Below are 21,073 nucleotides of genomic sequence, written 5' to 3' on the forward strand. Positions count from 1 at the left end.
AATTGTTATCAGTTTACACTGAGTTCACTAGTAAGACAAGCACAATGCAGTTTTTATTACCTTATGGATTTTTTGCTTTTGAGAAGCTATTCCGGCGCACAAAGCGTCACAATATGCGTTTCCGGCTCAGCACCTAAACGAAGAGGCACTTTTGTTGTGCCGTATCCGTTGCTAATGAGATACGCTGCATTTTTCACGATGCCTGTTTTCCCGAGTTCATACGGGCCGAATTTTCCAAACCTAATCTGACCGCCGTGGGTATGTCCGCTGAATATCGCATCAATACCGTCAGCTTCATTGATTTGTTCATGAATCTCCGGGTTATGGCATATCAGAATATTCAGCTGGTTTTTGTCGAGTTCTTTAATGGCTTCCTCATAATGATCCATCTCCATCCTGATATCATCAACTCCGGCAATCGCAATCGTATGGCCGTTGTACGAAAACGGAATTGACTCATTCCTCAGAGTGATGACACCGTGCGCTTTGAATATGGAATACAGCTTATGCTGCCTGACTTCATAATCATTATTCCCCCACACAAACACGACAGGGACCCCGAAAGCCGTGAGCCTTTTGATGTTTTCCTCGATTCTCGTACTGGGCACACCGCCCTCGGCTAAATCACCGCCGATGATAACCAGCTGAGGGGCATGGCTTCGCGCTTTTTCTAAAAGATCTTCATCGATGAGACGTTTGTGAATGTCCGAAATAAAAAAGATTGTAAGAGGCGGCTTACCCTTCATTTTTGATAAAGGAAACGTATGTGTTTTCAAATGGTTGCCTTTTGCTGTTGAGTACATCTTTGCCGTCATTGCCGCTGCCGCCACAGTTAGCACACCGGCAATTTTCACTGATAGCTTCATAAAAACTCTCCATTCTTTTAGAACTTATCAATAAGACGGACAATAAAAAAAGACGTTTCTATCGTTTGAGAAAACGCCCGATTTTATTTACTTTCAAAATATAGATTAATGTCATATTGGTGCTTCATCATTTGAAAAACAGATTCTCTCGCCTTCCATTTATCCGGCTGCGGCCAAAGATCAGTGCTTTTCTGAATAATTTCGCATCTCAGTTTATGAAAATCGCCCTCAGCTTTTTCTTCCTTTTTCTTAAAATAATATGAAGTGCAGTATGCAAAAGCGGTTGCCATCATCCAAAATAAATAAAAGGTATGGCTAAGCATTTCTTGAAGAACAAGCTGAGGCGCCGGGCTCTTGATCATGATCATAATACATAATAGGCCTAAGCAAATGAGTGAAGTCCATCGCCATCTGCGGCATTGCGTTGCATAATTTTCAAATTTTTGTTTTCGTTTCACCAGCGCTTGGAGCATCTGTTTGGTCGGCGCGTCTGTAAACTGATCCATCTGACTCCATAAGGTTTTCATACGCTTCACACCTTGTCCATTTTCATTTCTACAATATATGAGCGTAAAATAAAAAAATGCCCTATTCATCCATTAAGGGGATGTCCAAAACTTGTCCGGTGTAAACATCATTTCCATTCAGATGATTATACACACGAATTTTTTCTTCTCCCGACCGGCTTTTATAATACTTCATAGAAATGCGGTACAGCGTTTCTTTCTTTTGGACGGTGTGCTTGACAACGCGTTTTGGCTCAGATTGAACTGGTTCAGCCGGCTGCCGCTCTTGCGGTGCCGCTTCTTGTTGAGAAGAGGAAGCAGCCGCGGCGGTTGCTTCCTCCTTATTTGCTGAGACTTCTTTTTCCGCTACAGCAGGCTGTTTCTTATCAGTTGTTGTTTTTGCAGGGTCTTTTGCCTTTGTATCCTCAGACTTTTTTTTTGACTCTTGCTGCAGTGCGGTCTCTTTAGTTTCTTTGGTCTCTTTGGTGTCTGCGGTGTCATTTTTATCCTCTGGTTTCGGCACAACCTCATATTTGCTTTGGCTGCTGTCGATAAAAACATCTTCATAATCGTCATGATTATCCGGATAGTTTTTTAGATAAAATAAGCTGACTAACACGATAACCGGCACAAATACAAATAATACAGCGAGTACAGTGAATAATGGCGTTTTTGTTTTGCCTTGCTTTTTTTTCTGTTCTCTTTGATTTTTTACAGATTGTCTTGTCGGAAGGCTTTCTCCATCATCATCGACATAATCGTCCGCCAATGCGGCGTTTTGATCTTCATAAAGATTCTGGGCTTTTCTTCTCTCTACTCTCGACATGTTCGTCATGTTTATCCCTCCTCACATGTTCAAAACGAATCTGACAGGCAAACACGGCATCAATGATAAAATGCGCCGTCACCGGAACAAATAAGTTACCGGTCCATTCATACATCAGACCGAGCAAAAAGCTGATTGCTGTCACCATGATAAATAACAGCCATTTTGACAAATACCGAAAGTGCAGAACGGCAAATATAAGGCTGGCCGCCCATAGACCGATATGAGTCTGCAGCACTCCTCTGAATAACATTTCTTCCGCAAAAGCAATCAGAAGCGTTAAAAATATAATATGAGGGATTGACCTCTTACTGAATATTTTTTTATTGATTCCGCCGTCATTATATAAATGAGGCGGACACCATTTCATCACTGCCATATCGGCTAAAATAACAATAACCGAAATAGAAACACCATACCATATGATTCGCAGATCGTGAATATCCCAGAGTTTTAGTACGTCTCTTACATCCTCAAAAAAGAACAATCCCGCTAAGGCTGCTGCGATGATGATCAAAAGCTGCGTCAAATATAACTGCTTGAGCATATCACGATCAGACATATGCTGAATGAAATCCTTTTGCTGTTTCAGTTTAGCTCACCTACAGTCTGCAAGCTGAATATCCGGTGCAATTCCGAACTCCAACTGACTAATGGCGCCATTTTACTCCGTTCTCCTTTTTGTTCATACAGGGATAGATCAAAACCGCAATGTGAACAGCACGGAAGATTTCCGTCATCAGGCTCGTATGATTCATCAAAATAGTTTAACAGTGATTGCCTTAAACAGCCGTCATGCTGAAGCAGAAAAGATACGCGGCGCATTTTTTCCAGCTTCAGCTCCATGCGATATGAAATTTCCTGTTTCATCAGTTCAATTGATGTTTTCCCCTGCATAAACAGATGTATCATCATACGTGCTTGTGTCTCTCCGACACCATACTGCATTAATACGTCACGCAACCTTCTCTCATCCTGCTCATCCGTCTTTTCAAGCACACGGATCACATCGGCGATTTCTGCCACTGTGACACTCTCCATTTGGATAATCTGCTCCTGTAATTCAAAATCACCTGGTGCCCGCAGCAAAATGCTGACACTCGGTTTTCCGTCGCGTCCCGCTCTGCCGATCTCCTGCATAAAAGCTTCAGCCGTCTGCGGGATGTGGAAATGAATCACATATCTGATATCAGGTTTATCGACACCCATTCCAAACGCATTCGTACAACATATCACATCAAGCTGATTATGGATAAACTGCTGCTGTATTAAAATCCTGTCGCCAGACTCCATACCGCCATGGTAAAAGTCGGCTCTGCTGCTCGTCTTGCTCTTAATTTCACCCGCTAATTCTTCAGCCCATTTCCGTGTCGGACAATAAACAATTCCGGGTCCTTGCAGGTTTTCAACCAGCTGAATGACCCTATCTATTTTTTCGGCAGTATCCGCCGCATTTTCAACCCGAAGGGCGATGTTTGGGCGGTTGACTGAGTTGAGATACCGTTCGGCATGCTGCAGCTCCAGCAGGTTCGTGACATCTTGCAGCGTATCCTTTGTAGCCGTAGCAGTCAATGCCAGAACCGGAGGATGCCCAAGTTTTTTTCTCAGCTGTCCGAGCTTTGAATAGTCAGGCCTAAAGTCATGCCCCCATTCAGATATGCAATGTGCTTCATCAATAACGAATAGGCTGATCGGGACGTTTTTCAATTTTTCCAATACATATGGCGACTGTAAAGCCTCAGGAGACAAGTACAAAAATTTATAACGATGAATATGTTCCAAAACGAATTGTCTTTCCTGCCTGCTAAGCATGCTATTCAAAGCGGCCGCACGTTTTTCACCCCGTGCTTTCAGCTGCTGTACCTGATCCTCCATTAAAGAAAGCAATGGAGAAACGATTAATACCATGCCGTCAAGCATGTAGCCAGGCAGCTGGTAGCAAAGCGATTTTCCTCCCCCGGTCGGAAGCATCGCAATGGTATCCTTCCCGCTAAGTATGCTTCTAATAATGTCCTCCTGCCCTTTTTTAAAGGAAGTAAAACCAAAAAACTGATGTAACGTTTGCTGTAATTTAGTCATATTGCTGCACCTGCTTTGTCAATGCCAGTCTGATTTGAAAGTAGCTGAACCGCTGCTCCAGCCCGTCTCGAATTTGTTTGATTTTGTTCGTCCGCATCCGTTTGGCAAACTCTGCAATTTGGAGCTGGTCTTCCGCTGATACATAGTCATCAATCACAAACGCAGGCTCGTGAAGAGAAATCTCGACAATATGGTCTTCGATCGTCGCTGTTTTCAGCTTTCTGATTTCAGCAATACGATGTATCGGAACCCCTTGTTTGATCATCTGCCATGTTTTTCTGGTTGACTCTGTCAGAGCATTATCTAAACGCACATCAGAAAGGAGATCCTTTAACAAAGTATCTTCACACTCCGGAAGAGAATGAATAAAATAATGTACCGAAGCCCAAAACATGATATAAACATACCATTCATCTTCTTTCAGCGTGTCAGCAAGCTGCCTGCTCGTATAACCGATCCTATCGTGTGAGGTTAAGGAGTAGACAAAAATTTGCGCTGCTTTGTCACCAACCTCATGCAAATGCGCCTCCAGCATGGCAAAAAGACTGCTTGCCATCTCTATATGATCCGTATGCCGGGACAGGTATCTCTTTACCCAGTGAAGTGTCTTATAATCCTTTGTGACAGGGATATACTGCCTGCTCCCTTGCAGTTTATGAGATAAGACCTGCACAAGCAGCGAAAGCCTCTTCCAAAGCACGCCGGCAGCCTGCTGATAATAAGCGCCGTGGCAATGAACTGGCCAAGGCCGCTCACTAAGGGCGTGCCTTAATCCTGCTGCGCCGCTGGCTGTCACTTTGTATGTATCTGTTTCAGACATAGGTTCGAGATATGAATGCTGTTCAAGCTTGGTGAGCGACGCTGAAATATCGCTTCTCGAACATTGCGCCGCCATTCCAAAGTATTTTGCAGTCTGAAATAAGCCGGCATCTTGAATGGTTTGTGACGATCTTTTGCCTTTGAATAGGTGAAAAACAGCGCTTCCCGACCGTTCTCCGTTTATTTTAAAAAGGCAATCGAGAACCATAATATCGAAGTAATTTAATGACAACCTATCCACCCACATTCTTCCTGACAAAAATCGTTGATTTGCTCTCTTTATTTTAACAGATTTTAAACAGAAATCGACGTTTAAAGTCATCATTAAGGGGGATGTTATGTAGATAACCCCTTATGTGATAAGCATTCTCAATCATTTTTCTGTTGAAATGTGGCAGCAACATCATTACAATAAGTAAGAGGAATAGGTGTTAAATTGATTAAATATAAAGATTGATCCATTTGTTCCACCAAGAACAATCTGGGAGGTTTTATTCATGGCAAAGTACACAATCGTAGACAAAGATACATGCATTGCATGCGGCGCTTGCGGTGCTGCTGCACCAGACATTTACGATTACGATGATGAAGGCATCGCGTTCGTAACGCTTGATGAAAACAAAGGCGTTGTCGAAGTTCCTGAGGTACTGGAAGAAGATATGATTGATGCATTTGAAGGATGTCCTACTGATTCCATCAAAGTGGCGGATGAGCCATTTGAAGGCGACCCGCTTAAATTTGAATAGAAGAAACAAAAAAAGCTCCCCTGCGGGAGCTTTTTTATTTAATGGATATGTGCGCGCTGCTGTTCAATCCATGGCTTAAGCTTGATGAAGATAAGTGAGAATACAATCGTAATCACAATGCCTTTTATGATGTTAAAAGGTAGGATACCAGCGACGACCGCTGTTTTCAGCGCGCTGTCAGATAATGCCGGCGAATGTAAAAACCACGTGTATGCCGGGAGAATCAGAACATAATTTAAAATACTCATCAAAATGGTCATTGCAGCTGTGCCTAGAAGCAGGCTGACAGCCAAGCCCTTTGCTGAGTTCAGTTTCTTAAATAAGAAAGCAGTCGGCAATATAAAGAGTGTTCCTGCGATAAAATTCGCAATTTGCCCTACAGGAACTCCGGCCATGCTACCCTGAATGATATATTGAAGAACGTTTTTTATCGCTTCTACGGCAATACCCGCCAAAGGTCCGTAAATCAGAATGGCAATAATAGCGGGCACGTCGCTAAAATCAATTTTTAAATAATCCGGAAGACCCGGAAACGGGAAATTCAACAGCATCAAAACAAATGCAATGCTGCTCAGCATACTGATCACAACTAATTTTTTTACTTTCACTTCACTCTCTCCTTTTCGATCACATCTTACTCGAAAACGGAAAGGTTCTTTTCCAGCCAATAAAAAAACCGCTTCATGTATAAAAGCGGGGTTTCGAAAATTAGGCTAGGCAAAGAAACGTTTTAAAATACAATTTCAAAACGCTTATGAACCTCCATCTTCTCCCATCCAGACTGTACTGTCGGCTCCGGAATCTCACCGAATCCTGCTGTAAAAACAGCTCGCGGGCTTAGAGCAATTGGCTCATCACCGCCGGTAGGGAATTTCACCCTGCCCCGAAGATTGATCATATGAATTTAGTTCCATTATAAACGATAACTGGTTGGCTGTATAGAGAATTGCTTCAAATTATATATAATACCTGAAAGCTATAAAAACATTGATTTTTAAGCTTTCCTTTTATCCTTTACTGCGTCAATACACGTTGACACTCTATTGAGAATATGTTAAATTATCAGATATTTAGTTTGTCAATTTAGGAGGAAATCTAACGATGTTTCGAGTATTGGTCTCAGACAAAATGAGCAACGACGGCTTACAGCCACTTATTGAATCAGACTTTATTGAAATTGTTCAAAAAAACGCAGCAGATGCAGAAGATGAATTACATACTTTTGATGCTCTTTTGGTGCGAAGTGCGACAAAAGTAACAGAAGACCTTTTCAAAAAAATGACTTCTTTAAAAATTGTCGGAAGAGCCGGTGTCGGTGTAGATAATATCGATATTGACGAGGCGACTAAACACGGAGTAATCGTGATTAACGCTCCAAACGGCAACACCATTTCGACAGCTGAGCATACATTTGCGATGATCTCTTCTTTAATGAGACACATTCCTCAGGCTAATATTTCAGTAAAATCCAGAGAGTGGAACCGCACAGCTTACGTCGGTTCAGAGCTTTATGGAAAAACGCTTGGGATTGTCGGATTAGGCCGAATCGGAAGCGAAATTGCACAGCGTGCGAGAGCGTTCGGTATGACCGTTCACGTTTTTGATCCTTTCCTAACTGAAGAAAGAGCGAAAAAAATCGGCGTAAACAGCCGTTCATTTGAAGAAGTGCTTGAAAGCGCGGATATTATTACCGTTCACACGCCTTTAACAAAAGAAACAAAAGGCTTATTGAACAAAGAAACGATTGCAAAAACGAAAAAAGGTGTTCGCTTAATTAACTGTGCGCGAGGCGGTATTATCGATGAAGCAGCGCTTCTCGAAGCTTTGGAAAGCGGACATGTTGCCGGTGCAGCGCTTGACGTTTTTGAAGTTGAACCGCCAGTAGACAATAAACTAGTTGATCATCCATTAGTCATTGCGACTCCTCACTTGGGAGCATCGACGAAAGAAGCTCAGCTGAATGTCGCGGCTCAAGTATCAGAAGAAGTTCTACAGTTCGCAAAAGGTCTACCTGTCATGTCAGCTATCAACCTGCCTGCCATGACAAAAGATGAATTCGCTAAAATTAAGCCTTACCATCAAATCGCAGGAAAAATTGGCAGCCTAGTATCCCAATGCATGAAAGAGCCGGTACAGGATGTTGCCATTCAATACGAAGGCACAATTGCCAAACTTGAAACATCGTTCATTACAAAAAGTCTTCTGTCAGGCTTTTTAAAACCGCGCGTGGACTCAACTGTTAACGAAGTCAATGCCGGGGGTGTCGCAAAAGAACGCGGCATCAGCTTCAGTGAAAAAATTTCCTCTTCTGAATCTGGATACGATAACTGCATCAGCGTAAAAGTGACAGGAGACCGCAGCACCTTTACTGTAACGGCTACGTATATTCCTCATTTCGGAGAACGTATTGTCGAGATCAACGGATTTAATATCGATTTTTATCCGACGGGTCACCTTGTATATATCCAGCACCAGGATACAACAGGTGTCATCGGCCGAGTAGGACGTATTCTCGGAGATAACGATATTAACATTGCAACCATGCAGGTTGGCCGTAAAGAAAAAGGCGGAGAAGCCATCATGATGCTTTCCTTTGACAGACATCTTGAAGATAAAATTGTGAAAGAACTAACAGATGTTCCTGATATTGTGTCTGTGAAGCTCATTGATCTTCCATAATCCCAAAAAACTCAAGCTTTATAAGCTTGAGTTTTTTTATTGTTCTATTTTCGTGTGTTTTTATGCAAAATCTCTAAGACATTCCTCAGCTCAGAAACAGGTATTTGACCAGGTGCCGATGCCTCTTCTCCCGCGCCAAAAGTGCAAGCTGATCCAAAAACCTCACCGCTCAGCCTGCTGATCAGCCCTGCATCAGCCATTGACATTGTAATAATCGGACGGTCTGCATATACTGTTTTCATTGTATACGTCGCATCAAGCAGCGTTAAGAGATCTCCTGTATCATTCGGCATGACAGCCATTTTTGGAATATGCGCCCCTAAATCCTGCATTTTCCGAAGTCTTGAAAGAATCTCATCTTTCGCAGGCGTTTTCTCAAAATCATGATTTGATATCACCACATAGACATTGTTTTCTTCCGCCAGTGATACTAACGCTTTGACATTTTCATCTCCTGAAAATAATTCAATGTCAATAAGATCGATGTCTTTTGTTTGGACTGCCGCTTCCAGCAAAGCAATGTATGAGCTTTCATCCATTTCCATGCTCCCGCCCTCTTTATGAGTTCTGAATGTGAATAGAAACAGCTTGTCCGCTAAAGACACCCGAAGCTTAGAAATCATCTTTGTGACGGCTTCTCTGTCATTTGCTTTTTCAAATACGTCGACTCGCCACTCTACAATGTCCGGATTGAGTAATTTTACAGCTTCTGCTTCGTTCAAAATTTGTTTTTCCGTTTTTCCCATCAGCGGAACGATGATTTTCGGCATCCCTTCTCCGATGGAAACTCCTTTGATTGTTAACACGTTCACTTGTCTCAAATCCTTTCAATCGTTACCTTGTTTTATTATACACGCACAACTATTTTTTTGAAAATTTCTATTATATGAATCACAACTAAAAAAGAGCCTGAAAAGGCCCTTTTTTAGTTTAAGGAAATCGGATTTGGAGCAGCTGGTACCGAAATTGCATCTGATACGTCATATCTGCCGATTTTTCTTGTTCTGGTTTCCGTAAAAGTCACTTCTGTAAAGCCAAACTCTTTAGCTGTTAAAAGAAGTCCCTCAAGCATTAAGATACCGGCAATAGAATCGTCAACTTCTGAGTCTTTTGAGAAACGGATATATAAGTGTTTCTGTTTCTTCGTTACAGATTGGACTGCACCCGCTTGAATTAGAGGTGTTGTCTCTTTTTGGCTGCTCGATTCCATATCCTTAATCGCTTCTTTTACTGTATCAAATGTTTTGTCTGACGGAACGAGAAAGTCTTGTCCTTGTTTATTTTGGTACAAGTAATAGGCTCTTTTCGACTGTTTTGGAATACGGATTTCCGTGTAAGTTCCATATGAGCCAATGATTGCACCGCCCTCATTTTGATCCGATAAAAATTTGACTTTTTCATAAGGACTCCATTTTAAGGATTCTTTCAACATTTTTTTTAACAGTGTATCATCTTTTACTGAAAAAGCCTCAATGGGCTGATGGACTCGTATACTTAATTCCTTTTGCCTTTGATTTTCCTTTACCTCCACTTCATCTATGAAGGAGGGGATCGTAATGGCATGATCAAGGATACCCAGTTCACCACTTTCAAACAGCATATCCTGTATCGTTTGGTCTGCGTTTGTTTTTTTGATGCTGATGGGTATAATTGCAGATGTTTCGGCATCAGCAATCGCTACAGTGATGTAATTGTTCTGTTCCTTTTCAGGAACAACAAATGAAGTCTGATCCAGGGATGAAGCAGCTTTTGGGCTGTCTGCTGTCTCAGTTTTCGTTACAGCGTTCTCTTGGGACGCTTCTTTTTGTTGAGGCTGTGCCTGGTCAAAGAAATGAGGAGAAATAATGAAGGCGATAAAAACCGCAATTGCAGCGGCACACGCGGGGCCAATCCACCTAACAGCGGGCTTTTTTTTGCTTTTTGCCATCGTCAGCCGCTTGTAAATATCCTGAGGCGAACGATGGTCTTTAACTGCCGGAAGTTGACTTAACAACTCCTTTATCTGTTCTTCGTTCCATTCTGACTTCATCATCCATTAGCTCCTCCCTCAAAAGCTCCATATGTTTCCGAAGTACTTTGAGCCCTCTGTGTTGGGTCGTTTTGACTTTGCTTTCCGAGAAGCGCAGAGCATTGGCTGTTTCCTGAATTGAATATCCCTGAATAAACCGCAAGATAATCACAGCTCTTTGATCGATCGTGCATTGATCAAGCGCAGCATAAATTTCCCGAACATTTTCATGTTGAACCGCAAGTTCGTCCGGAAGCAATTGCTGATCTCTGACATCTTGTGTATCCCAATCAAATGTGCCGAGTATACGCTGTCTGATCGTCTGCTGTTTACGGAACCAGTCTATCGCAACATGGCGCGCGATCGACAAAAGCCATGTTTTTTCACTGCTTCTTCCTTCAAACGTATGATAAGAATTTAATACCCGGATATAAACCTCCTGAAGAAGATCTTCTGCCTGGCTTTTATCCTTTACCATATAAAATAAAAATTGGTACAAATCTTGATGATATGTGTCATATAACAATTGAAAGGTTTCTTCCATTTGAAACCCCTCCGTTCACTTTTTTGTCGTATTAATAGCTTGAAAAGTTACATTACAACTATATTACGAGAAACTGGAATTTGGAAGGGAATTTATATTAACATATCCTTAAATTTTATTAATGTTGGCTTTTAAAAAAACACCCGCTCGATTAGCGGGTGTTTCTTATGGAACAAGATTCTTCGGCAAATTCAGACTCGATTTTATGGTTTTGTCGGAATATAAAATGTAAATGTCGTTCCTTTATCCATTCGACTGTGCACCGTAATCGATCCGTTGTGGGCTTCCACGATATTTTTAACGATAGCCAGCCCAAGCCCGGTTCCTGCTCTGCCTCTTGTTCGCGCTTTATCTGCTTTATAGAACCGCTCAAAGATAAATGGCAGATCTTCTTCCGGAATGCCGGATCCAGAGTCTTTGATATCAATTTTCAATCCATCCTTCACAGAATGGACTGCAATGGAAACACTGCCGCCGGATGAAGTATGCCGCAGCGCGTTATCGATCAAGTTGGTAAATACCTGTTCCATCTTGTCCTCATCAAACATAAATTCCTCTTCTGTGAGAGAAATGTCTTGATGTAAACTTATATTTTTTTCTTTAGCAACACCGGAAAACTTCCGAATGATCTTCTCTAAAAATTCATTGACATTGATTTTTTCATAATGCAAGCCTGTATGGCCTGATTCCATTCGGGCTAAATCAAGCAAATCATTGACTAGACGGCCCATTCGCAACGATTCGTCATAAATGATTTGAGCAATTTCTTTCCGATCTTCTTCGGAGCTTGCAATGTCATCGACAATTGCTTCACTGTATCCCTGGAGCATAGAGATCGGTGTTCTCAACTCATGGCTGACATTTGCGATAAAGTCCTCACGCAGCTTATCTAGGCGGCGTTCTTCAGTCATGTCGCGCAGCACGGCAACCGCCCCTCTGACATGCGATTCCGCATAAAGCGGCGACATCAAGAGCACCCATGATCTGCCTTGCAGTGTCATCTCAATCATTTGTTCTTTTTCAGTGCTGACAGCGTTTTGAAACAGCTCTTTTGCTTCAGGCGGAAGGTTATCGCCTTCTTTGATATTCATATTCTGCTCATAATACCAAGCCTGAAGAAAACGTTCAGCCGGAGGGTTTGTCACAAGAATTGTACCGTCGATATTAATGGTAATGACCCCGTCAGCCATACTGCTCAAAATGTTAGATAGCTGCTCTTTTTCTTGATTGAGCGCATTAATATGAAAGTTAAGCTGCCGGCCCATTTGATTAAAAGCGGTTGCCAGTTCACCGATTTCATCCTGGGTTAAAATCGGGATTTTTGTATCGAACTTGCCCTTCGCCAAATCCTGTGCGCCTTCTCTCATTTTTCGGAGCGGATACGTGACCCTGCTTGATAAGAAGAAAGCGAAAAACGTGGTCAGTACAATCGCAATCCCCGCGGCCAGGAAAATATAGCGGGTCGTGTGTTTTGTTGTATCTTTAACGGCAAGCAAAGACTGAGATAAAAAGACCATGCCTTTCTTTCCGTCTTTTTCATACGGGACACCTACAATCAGACGTTCATTATCCGTGTCTGTATCGCTCAACCCCGTTCGTTTGCTTACTTTTTTATGGTCTTGGAGAGCTTTATTTAAGTCTTTGTCATGCTGTATTTGTTCAACCGTAATGGACGACAGGCGATTTTTATCATTCGGAGAATACCAGTACTTTTTCTCATCCTGAATAATGGCAATGCTTGTTAAGTTATCAGCGAGCTCCCAAGTGATTGATCTTGCCAGTGCCTGATCCTCGTGATTTTCTAGGATGACAGCAACTTTATTCGCAAGCTGTGTTAAATCATTCTCGGCTTCTTCCACGTGATAATTCTCAATAAATTCCAGCAAAAGAACCGTTAAAATGAACAATACGATCAAGACAAGTGAAAGGATCGTAAACCACAGCTTGCCTACTACGCTTTTCCAAAATTTCATTCAGTGCCTACCTCGAATTTATAGCCCACGCCCCATACGGTGACAATTTTTTTCGCAGCTTCCGGAGATACCTTGTTCAGCTTCTCTCTCAGGCGTTTGACGTGAGTGTCTACTGTCCGCAGATCACCAAAAAACTCATATTGCCACACTTCTTTCAGAAGCTTTTCCCGATCATACACTTTGTCAGGTGTTTTTGCTAAGAAGTATAGGAGCTCATACTCTTTCGGCGTCAGGCTTACTTCTGTTCCATCAGCCGTTACGCGATGGGCATCATGGTCAATGGACAGATGTGAAAACACAAGCACATTTTTCGTCGGTGTATTGGCATTCAAATAAGAGGTTTGGGATGCTCTTCTCAAAAGGGCTTTTACCCGCAGCACGACTTCTCTCGGGCTGAACGGCTTGACAATATAATCATCTGTTCCCGCTTCAAATCCCTGCACCCGGTTTGCTTCTTCTCCTTTTGCAGTCAGCATGATGATTGGTGTCGCTTTTTTTTCCCGAACTTGCCGGCACACTTCAATTCCGTCAGTCCCCGGCATCATCAGATCAAGCAAAATTAAGTCATAATTGGCTTCAAGCCCTTTGGCAATGGCTTCATCACCATTTTCCGCTTCGTCTATGACGTAATTTTCACGTTCAAGGTACATTCTTAAAAGGCGGCGAATTCTGGCTTCGTCATCAACTACTAATATTTTGGTTTCGTTCGTTTGGTCCATCGTTTTCCCCCTGCTTTCCTTCTGTTACTTTCATTTTATCAAATCATGAGAAAGTTTGAGAACTGTGTCGCTTTCTAAGGACTATGCATAAGAATGAAGTCCGGCAAGCACTAGATTTACGAATATTAAATTAAACATAATAATAGCAAAACCGATTACGGCCAGCCATGCTGACTTCTCACCGTGCCAGCCTCTTGACAGTCTTAAATGCAAGTAAGCGGCATAGAACAAAAACGTGATCAGCGCCCATACTTCCTTCGGGTCCCAGCCCCAAAATCTGGTCCACGCGAGCTGAGCCCAAATCATCGCAAAGATCAGCGCGCCGAGCGTAAAGATTGGAAACCCGATTGAAACGGCCCTGTACCCAACCTCATCCACCAGATCAAGATTGACGTTTTTCACCAGCGGATGTAACAGAGCGCTGATTCTTTTTCTGATGATCAGACGAAGCGCGCCATACAAAACAAGCCCTGCTCCAAATGACCAAATGACGGTGTTCACCTTTCTGCCTGAGAAAAGGGCAGGCAGCTCAGCAAGCGGCTCCATTCTCCCCTCGGTCAAAAGCTCCCCCTGATGCGGGCCGACAAGCGCAGGCATTTCGTACACCATCACGCTTTTTTCTTTATTTTTATCCACCCAGTTAAACTCCGCTTCATAGCCTGCAATACGAAATGCTGATGTGATCGCAATAAAGGCGACAGTTGTGACCAGGATAAACATAATCGCTTCAAGCCAGAACGTTTTTTTGCTTGGTTTTGTCTGGTCTACATGCTTTAAAAGAAAGATGACACCTGCGACAAAGCTGATGGCAAGTATAGCTTGCCCAAGCGCGGCTGTTGTTACGTGAATATACAGCCAATTGCTCTGCAGTGACGGAATTAAGGGTGAGATATCCGTCGGAAACATGCTTGCATAAGCGATCAGCAATAAAGCGATTGACAGCGTAAACAGGCCCAATGAAGGCAATCTATAGATAAAATATAAAATAATAAACGCCAAAACAAGCATCATGCCAAAGGCGGTGGTGAATTCAAACATATTGCTGACAGGCGCATGGCCGCTGGCAGCCCACCTAGTGATGAAATATCCCAAGTGGCAGAGAAAACCGATAATAGAAAGAGTGATTCCAATATTGGCCCATCGGTTTGGCTTGCCCTTTTTATCTTTATTTCCGCGTATGGCCCCGCCGAAAATCGGGACAGCGATTAAATACACAAGAAAGGCCGCATAAAGAAAATTTCCGCTCAGCTCTGCCATGACATCACTCCCTTTTCGCCTATTTCTGTGTTTTGATTAATTCTTTTTGGTCTTCCGGTTCAGTGAGTCCGGAATCAGCCAATACAAAGGCTAAATCCTTCTTCAGGCCATACCAGTTTTTATTCGTATGCCCCGCCACCATGACTGCGCCGTCCTGCGAGTGCAGCCAGATTCTTCGGTGCTGCCAGTACATACCTTGAATGACACCGATCATAAAAATGGCTCCGCCGACGGCAAGCACCCAGAGTGTCAGATCCTTTCTGACTGTAAGTCCGGTAATGTTTTTCGTTTCAACATGGTCAAATTTCAGCTTGTATTTATTGCTGCCGGAGCCTTCGATCGTTTCTTGGATGGCAACAAAGCTTTTTTCCCCCTTCGGTTTGTCCGGCGTTATGATATTAAAGACAAAAGCCGGGTTGTTAGGGATTTTTGTTTTTGTGCTAGGCTCTCCATCCTGATTAAAATAGAAGTCTGGCAGGTAGCTGGCAATTTCAACTTTGTAACCGTTACCAAGATCATAAACCGAATCTGGATCCAGAAGGTTGATCTTCAAGCTCCCAAAGGATTTTTTTGTTTTTTTGTCTATTAACTGGAACACCATTTGATCAAGCTGATTCTCTTTATAATCCACCTGGTAAACGGAAAAGGAATCAAAACGCAGCGGCTGATTGACACGGATGTCCTCTTCTGTTACTTTTTTCAGCTTCGGTTTCTCGCCATAAACAATTTTTCCTTCTCTCTTGTAAAGTACGGCATCTGTTTGAAAGTTCTTTGCTACTCTCCCGTCCCCGACTCTGTCAATGGCATCTGCGAATACCTTTTTTTCTGTTTTACTGTTATAGGTCTCTACGCTGAATTGATTGTTTTTCAAATAATATTTTCCGTCTGTTCCCGGAATTGCTGCAGTTTCGCCTTCTCTGACCCAAAGCGTCTCATCGACGTACATGCCAGGCACAAATCTCAGCATCGCACCGATCAGAAAGATAATCAATCCAATGTGGTTGACATACGGGCCCCAGCGTGAAAAACGCCCTTTTTCGGCAAGAATGCTGCCCTCTTTTTCTCTGATTCTATAATGCTTTTTCTTTAAGAGAGCAGCAATCTTTTCTTTTGCTTCCCCGTCTAGTACAGTATCCGTTTCACTGAACAAGCGCTGCCTTCTTAAAAAAGCAGGACTCCTTCTGACACCTTGATTTTTTAACGCTCTGTACAATGGAATGACCCGGTCGAGGCTGCAAATCACAAGTGAAATGCCGATCGAGGCAATGAGCAACAGGTACCACCAAGATCCATATAAATGATGAAACCCGAGCAAATAATAAAGCTGGCCGAACGTGCCGTACTGCTCTTTGTAATAAGTATCAGCCTGTGCGCCCGGAGGCAAATAAGCTTCTTGGGGAAAAATGGTGCCGAACGCTGATGCGGCAAGGGTTATGACGATAAGCCATATTCCCACCTTAACCGAAGAAAAGAAATTCCAAATTTTATCGATGATGGTTTTGTTATAAGTTTGTGAACGTCTTGCACTTCCGTCATATCTCATATCAGCAAGCGGAGGCTGAGTTTCTTGGAGAGCTCTTCCGCACGATTCACATAGAACGGTTCCGACCGGGTTTACATGTCCGCATTCACATTTGACTTGCTTCATCCCGAAGTCTCTCCGGGTTTAATCAGATTCATATAATCGTGTATCATGCTTTCTGTCATAGTGCCGGTCACCACCTTGACAACTTTTCCTTCCGGATTGATTAAAAAGGTTGTCGGAAGCGGAGATACGTCATAGGCATCAAGCACTTGGCGATCTGTATCCAGAACAACCGGAAAATTGACTCCGTAGGATTTCATAAAATTATGTACTGCTATCTTTGACTCCCCAACATTTACCGCGACAATTTCAACACCTTGGTCTTTAAAATGCTTATATTGGTTCGCCATATAAGGAAATTCTTTTTTGCACGGTTCACACCATGTACCCCAGAAATTCAAAAAAACACCTTTCCCCTTTAAGTCACTGAGCTCGACACGTTTCCCATTCGTATCTTCTAGGACAAAATTCGGTGCATCGGACCCTTCGGATATACTCTCTTTACCGGCAAATACAGCGTTGTAAATGGTATAGCCAAGTGCACAGATTAAAACGAGAAGGATGCCGGTCCGAATGAATAAACGCCTTTTTTTCTTCATTGTCCACTGCCCCCTTCCCCCTATTGCAGATCCATTCAATTATATCATTGCACGTTCATTTCACATTTCTTACTTTTTGAAGGTTATGTGAAATTTAGAAAGCGTTTTTACCGTGATCCGCCAGCGCTCTGAGCCTTTTGACTTCATGCGGTGTTAGCTCTCTGGCATCTCCCGTGTGCAAGCCTCGCAGGTTTAAAAACGCGTATTCTTCACGCTTCAGCTTGATTACCTCATGCCCGATCGCTTCGAACATGCGGCGCACCTGTCTGTTGCGTCCTTCATGAATCGTCAGCTGAATAATGCTTGTTTGCTTTTTCTTATCCAAAGACAGCAGCTTCGCTTTAGCAGGCGCCGTTTTGCCTTCTTCAAGCCTGATGCCGCGCTCCAGCTTTCTGAGCAGCTCTTTAGGCGGGATGCCTTTCACCTTCGCCACGTATGTTTTGTCTATTTCATACTTAGGGTGCATCAGCTTATTGGCAAACTCGCCGTCATTGGTTAAAAGCAATAGACCGCTCGTATCATAATCCAGACGCCCAATCGGGTAAATGCGCTGCGGGACTTCTTTAAAAAAGTCCGTCACGACTTTGCGCCCTTTGTCATCTTGGGCTGCAGAAATAACGCCTCTTGGTTTATATAAGAGAAAGTAAACCGGCTCTTCGCGTTCAACCTTTAACCCGTTTACCTCAATCTGATCAGAACCGGTAACCTTTACACCAAGCTCTGTTACTACTTTGCCATTCACCTTTACTTTTCCTTCTTTAATCAGCTCTTCTGCCTTTCTGCGCGATGCAACTCCGGCATGAGCAATCACTTTTTGCAGTCTTTCCATGTCTTTCACCTCAAGTATTATCTTACTTTTTTCAACCTTAACAAACAAGCTTTTTCAAATTCCTATGCCAAATCCAAAAAAAACGCCGTTTTCAGGCGCTCCCAAATAATAACGTAACGATGATGATAGATGCAACTACGCCGATTAAATCAGCAAGAAGTCCCACCTTTAATGCATCCCCCATTTTTTTGATGCCGACCGCTCCGAAATACACAGTCAGTACGTAAAGCGTTGTATCTGTTGATCCCTGCATGACCGAAGCCAGCCTGCCGATAAAGGAATCGGGTCCGTATACTGCAATTAAATCTGTCGTCATGCCGAGTGCGGCCGTACCGGAGATCGGGCGGATCAGCGCAAGCGGCACTACCTCAGCGGGGATGCCGATAGCGGAGAAAACCGGTTTTAAAAGGTCCATTATAAAATCAAGCGCGCCTGATGATCTGAAAACAGTTATGGCGACAAGCATTCCGACTAAGTAGGGGATAATGGAAAAGGCGATTTCTATCCCTTCTTTTCCGCCTTCGACGAACGATTCATATGTGGGAACCTTTTTAATAGTTCCATAAAGAAGAATTCCGGCAATTATGATCGGAATCATGGCTAAAGACAGCCAGTTGATGATTTCCATCCGCTCACCTTCCCTTCTTTTTGCGGCGGTAATAAAAATACCGGTCAATGATAATGGCGCCGATTCCGGAAATAAGTGTCGCTAAAATACTAGGTCCGACGATATCTGTCGGCGTTTTGGAGGAATAAGCCATTCGAACAGCGATTACGGTTGTCGGAATGAGGGTGATGCAGGACGTATTCACCGCTAAAAAAGTAATCATCGACCGGCTTGCTTCCGTTCGGTTTCCATTCAGCTTTTTCATTTGCTCCATTGCTTTAATGCCAAGCGGAGTTGCTGCATTCCCGAGACCGAAGAAGTTCGCCATGAGATTCGATAAAATGTAGCCCATCGCCGGGTGATCCGGCGGTATATCAGGGAACAGCTTAGATATAAAAGGCCTGCACATCCGGCTGAAAATATCCAAAAGCCCTGACTGCTCGGCTATTTTCATTAAACCAAGCCAGAAAACAAGCACGCTCATCAGTCCGAATGAAATCGTAACAGCTTCCTTCGCACCCTTAAATACGGCTTCATTTACATCTTGCAGAGTTCCGTTGCACATCGCAAAAACAAGTCCGATCACAGTTAAGCTGACCCAAATTATATTGACCATTTTGCCCCGCCAGCCGCATTCAGAAAGATTGATTTAAACGTTTCAAAAAATTGTTTTTTCGGTTTTTGATGTCGTTCATTTTCATAATAGATCGGCACTTTTGCGATCGTTTCATCGTTGAACATGATCTTCATATGCCCTACGATGTCGGGAATTTTTGAGGCGTCTTTTTCCCATGTTTTTTTCGGCTTAAGGAGCGTGGTTTTAATGTTGACATCTTCTTTTTCCTCTTCGGTTAGCAAATAGGTGATATCACGTTTGATAAAAGCCTTCGATTCATAAAATGTGCCTTTCAGCTTTGGAATGTCCCCTTTTTTCGCGATTAAATAGGTTTGATAATGATCAAACACATAGTTAAACATCTTCATATGATCATCCCAATCGTTAGGGTCATTTATGGTGACGGCTATCAGGTCAATGCCGTCCTTTGAAGCTGTTGAGACCAGTGTCCGTTTTGCAAGTTTTGTATATCCTGTTTTTCCTCCTGTGCTGTATCGATAAAGCATGGTCAGCAGTTTATTTTTGTTTTTCCAGACGCTTTCCATCGTTTCTGCTTTGTATATTTTCGTACCAGAAATCTTTTGATAGTCTTTCAGCTTCATAGCGTATTTGGTTAAAATGGCCATGTCATAAGCTGTTGAATAATGATTTTCATGGTCGTCCAATCCGTGCGGGTTTTGAAAACGGGTACTCTCCATGCCAAGCTGCTCAGCTTTTTGATTCATCATATAAACAAATCCATCGAGGCTTCCACCGACATGTTCAGCAATTGCGACAGCGGCGTCGTTTCCCGATCTCAGCATCAGGCCATACACAAGATCTTTTAATTTCACTTTTTGCCCCTCTGTTAAATAAATGGCAGAGCCTTCTGTTCTGACAGCATTTGCGGACACTGTCACCGTTTCATCCATTTTGCCGGATTCGATGGCGAGAACGGCCGTCATGATTTTTGTGATGCTTGCAATCCGCCTTTTTTCATGCTCATCCTTGGCAAATAACACTCTGCCTGACGCTCCGTCAATAACGATCGCGCTTTTTGCACTGACATCTATAGCAGCATGTGCTGTGTTCACATTTACATTTGCAATAAGAAAAGAAATCATGACCATGAATACTGCTTTTTTGAAAATGCGCATGTTTGCTCACGTCCTTGTGGTGGTTTGTACAAGTTTATGCGCATGTCCACCAGTTATGAATAACAATTATATATCTGCAGGTAAACATAAAAAAACTCTCCCTGAAAAAGGGAGAGTAAAAGTTATCTGATTGGAGCCATGCTTGATCCGGACGTTTCGTAATGGGCCAGCTCTTCCCTCATCTTCAGAAAGGCTGCGCTCAGCGGCAATAATAATTGCTCAAGCGACGCAGGAACAGCATGGTAAAACTCAATTGCGCTGACCCCGGTATAAGATGCCCGGCTATTTTCACACCACGTGTCTTTTTTCGGCATAAAGAACTCTTCGATGCATTGGTGATACACATTATAAAGTGTTTTTTCCGCTCTGGCTTCCTGAAAAGGCTCCTGCATCAGGAGACGGCGGCACGCTTCTGCGCCTCCTTCACAAAATACTGTCATTCTTCTCAGAGTGCTCAGCACATCACAGCAGTATCCTTTCTCAGTAGGCAATTCAGCCTGTAAGGACTCCAGCGTCGTTTGATTTAGGTAATCGTTAACGGTATTGACAACCATTGATAAGAATTCGCCTGTTTTTTGAGTCTGCGCTCGCACAATCGAATGTCCCATTTCGTTTGGTATCTTCCCCTCATGTCTTTGTCTCTCACATTTTGCTTCTTTCATGATAGCTTCTTCCTTAT

Annotated in this window: 22 protein-coding genes and 1 riboswitch; of the genes, 2 read left to right on the forward strand and 20 right to left on the reverse strand. The window is 43.0% G+C overall.

What is annotated here, in order from left to right; all coding sequences use genetic code 11:
- Window positions 1-86: 86 nt before the first annotated feature.
- From GYO_RS33660 to GYO_RS33685, 6 genes are all read right to left on the reverse strand, one after another.
- Window positions 87-866, reverse strand: a complete 780-nt coding sequence (locus GYO_RS33660; protein WP_014114232.1) for a metallophosphoesterase — start codon at window positions 864-866, stop codon at window positions 87-89.
- 83 nt (window positions 867-949) lie between these two features.
- Window positions 950-1,393: a YpbF family protein gene (locus GYO_RS33665; protein WP_014114233.1), complete on the reverse strand. Its 444-nt coding sequence runs from the start codon at window positions 1,391-1,393 to the stop codon at window positions 950-952.
- Window positions 1,394-1,454: 61 nt separating this feature from the next.
- Window positions 1,455-2,207 (reverse strand): LysM peptidoglycan-binding domain-containing protein, encoded by a 753-nt coding sequence (locus tag GYO_RS33670; RefSeq protein WP_014114234.1) that lies wholly within the window; start codon window positions 2,205-2,207, stop codon window positions 1,455-1,457.
- Window positions 2,158-2,760 (reverse strand): CPBP family intramembrane glutamic endopeptidase, encoded by a 603-nt coding sequence (locus tag GYO_RS33675; RefSeq protein WP_014114235.1) that lies wholly within the window; start codon window positions 2,758-2,760, stop codon window positions 2,158-2,160. Before GYO_RS33675 ends, GYO_RS33670 begins: the two co-directional genes overlap by 50 nt.
- Window positions 2,761-2,786: 26 nt before the next feature.
- On the reverse strand, window positions 2,787-4,277 hold the full coding sequence (locus GYO_RS33680) for a RecQ family ATP-dependent DNA helicase (RefSeq protein WP_014114236.1): 1,491 nt from the start codon (window positions 4,275-4,277) through the stop codon (window positions 2,787-2,789).
- Window positions 4,270-5,328: a YpbB family protein gene (locus tag GYO_RS33685; RefSeq protein WP_014114237.1), complete on the reverse strand. Its 1,059-nt coding sequence runs from the start codon at window positions 5,326-5,328 to the stop codon at window positions 4,270-4,272. Before GYO_RS33685 ends, GYO_RS33680 begins: the two co-directional genes overlap by 8 nt.
- Before the next feature lie 265 nt (window positions 5,329-5,593).
- Between GYO_RS33685 and GYO_RS33690 the strand changes: the two genes are divergently transcribed.
- The gene (locus GYO_RS33690; protein ID WP_003225461.1) at window positions 5,594-5,842 is read left to right on the forward strand and encodes a ferredoxin; all 249 of its coding nucleotides are present in this window, start codon (window positions 5,594-5,596) and stop codon (window positions 5,840-5,842) included.
- Window positions 5,843-5,880: 38 nt separating this feature from the next.
- On the opposite strand, the gene fmnP is transcribed toward GYO_RS33690, so the two are convergent.
- Window positions 5,881-6,450, reverse strand: a complete 570-nt coding sequence (fmnP, locus tag GYO_RS33695) for a riboflavin transporter FmnP (protein ID WP_014114238.1) — start codon at window positions 6,448-6,450, stop codon at window positions 5,881-5,883.
- Window positions 6,451-6,602: 152 nt separating this feature from the next.
- A riboswitch (FMN riboswitch) is annotated at window positions 6,603-6,737 on the reverse strand.
- Between the two features lie 206 nt (window positions 6,738-6,943).
- Between fmnP and serA the strand changes: the two genes are divergently transcribed.
- Window positions 6,944-8,521: a phosphoglycerate dehydrogenase gene (serA, locus tag GYO_RS33700; protein ID WP_014114240.1), complete on the forward strand. Its 1,578-nt coding sequence runs from the start codon at window positions 6,944-6,946 to the stop codon at window positions 8,519-8,521.
- Window positions 8,522-8,565: 44 nt separating this feature from the next.
- Here serA and aroD read toward each other — a convergent pair whose 3' ends face one another.
- The 13 genes from aroD to GYO_RS33765 all read right to left on the reverse strand — a co-directional run bounded on the left by aroD (window position 8,566) and on the right by GYO_RS33765 (window position 21,056).
- Window positions 8,566-9,333 carry a type I 3-dehydroquinate dehydratase gene (aroD, locus tag GYO_RS33705; protein ID WP_014114241.1) on the reverse strand — a complete coding sequence of 256 codons (768 nt, stop codon included), beginning with the start codon at window positions 9,331-9,333 and terminating at the stop codon, window positions 8,566-8,568.
- Window positions 9,334-9,446: 113 nt separating this feature from the next.
- Window positions 9,447-10,553, reverse strand: a complete 1,107-nt coding sequence (locus tag GYO_RS33710) for an RsiX family anti-sigma factor (RefSeq protein WP_041520988.1) — start codon at window positions 10,551-10,553, stop codon at window positions 9,447-9,449.
- Window positions 10,489-11,073 (reverse strand): RNA polymerase sigma factor SigX, encoded by a 585-nt coding sequence (gene sigX / locus GYO_RS33715; protein WP_003223881.1) that lies wholly within the window; start codon window positions 11,071-11,073, stop codon window positions 10,489-10,491. Before sigX ends, GYO_RS33710 begins: the two co-directional genes overlap by 65 nt.
- A 203-nt stretch (window positions 11,074-11,276) precedes the next feature.
- The gene (gene resE / locus GYO_RS33720; protein WP_014114243.1) at window positions 11,277-13,046 is read right to left on the reverse strand and encodes a sensor histidine kinase ResE; all 1,770 of its coding nucleotides are present in this window, start codon (window positions 13,044-13,046) and stop codon (window positions 11,277-11,279) included.
- The gene (gene resD / locus GYO_RS33725; protein WP_014114244.1) at window positions 13,043-13,765 is read right to left on the reverse strand and encodes a DNA-binding response regulator ResD; all 723 of its coding nucleotides are present in this window, start codon (window positions 13,763-13,765) and stop codon (window positions 13,043-13,045) included. The genes resE and resD overlap by 4 nt, the downstream gene beginning before the upstream one ends.
- Window positions 13,766-13,846: 81 nt before the next feature.
- On the reverse strand, window positions 13,847-15,022 hold the full coding sequence (gene resC / locus GYO_RS33730; protein ID WP_014114245.1) for a cytochrome c biogenesis protein ResC: 1,176 nt from the start codon (window positions 15,020-15,022) through the stop codon (window positions 13,847-13,849).
- Window positions 15,023-15,041: 19 nt separating this feature from the next.
- Window positions 15,042-16,670: a cytochrome c biogenesis protein ResB gene (resB, locus tag GYO_RS33735; protein ID WP_014114246.1), complete on the reverse strand. Its 1,629-nt coding sequence runs from the start codon at window positions 16,668-16,670 to the stop codon at window positions 15,042-15,044.
- Window positions 16,667-17,206, reverse strand: coding sequence for a thiol-disulfide oxidoreductase ResA (gene resA / locus GYO_RS33740; RefSeq protein ID WP_014114247.1), 540 nt, complete (start codon window positions 17,204-17,206; stop codon window positions 16,667-16,669). Before resA ends, resB begins: the two co-directional genes overlap by 4 nt.
- A 94-nt stretch (window positions 17,207-17,300) precedes the next feature.
- Window positions 17,301-18,035, reverse strand: coding sequence for a 23S rRNA pseudouridine(2605) synthase RluB (rluB, locus tag GYO_RS33745; protein WP_003223894.1), 735 nt, complete (start codon window positions 18,033-18,035; stop codon window positions 17,301-17,303).
- 91 nt (window positions 18,036-18,126) lie between these two features.
- On the reverse strand, window positions 18,127-18,663 hold the full coding sequence (spmB, locus tag GYO_RS33750) for a spore maturation protein SpmB (protein WP_003223896.1): 537 nt from the start codon (window positions 18,661-18,663) through the stop codon (window positions 18,127-18,129).
- Between the two features lie 4 nt (window positions 18,664-18,667).
- A complete protein-coding gene (gene spmA / locus GYO_RS33755; RefSeq protein ID WP_014114249.1) occupies window positions 18,668-19,258 on the reverse strand; it encodes a spore maturation protein SpmA in 591 nt (196 codons plus the stop codon).
- Window positions 19,246-20,394, reverse strand: a complete 1,149-nt coding sequence (dacB, locus tag GYO_RS33760) for a D-alanyl-D-alanine carboxypeptidase DacB (protein ID WP_014114250.1) — start codon at window positions 20,392-20,394, stop codon at window positions 19,246-19,248. Before dacB ends, spmA begins: the two co-directional genes overlap by 13 nt.
- 122 nt (window positions 20,395-20,516) lie before the next feature.
- Window positions 20,517-21,056, reverse strand: a complete 540-nt coding sequence (locus GYO_RS33765) for a YpuI family protein (protein ID WP_014114251.1) — start codon at window positions 21,054-21,056, stop codon at window positions 20,517-20,519.
- Window positions 21,057-21,073 lie beyond the last annotated feature (17 nt).

Origin of the sequence: Bacillus spizizenii TU-B-10 (genome assembly GCF_000227465.1) — a bacterium.
GTDB lineage: Bacteria > Bacillota > Bacilli > Bacillales > Bacillaceae > Bacillus > Bacillus spizizenii.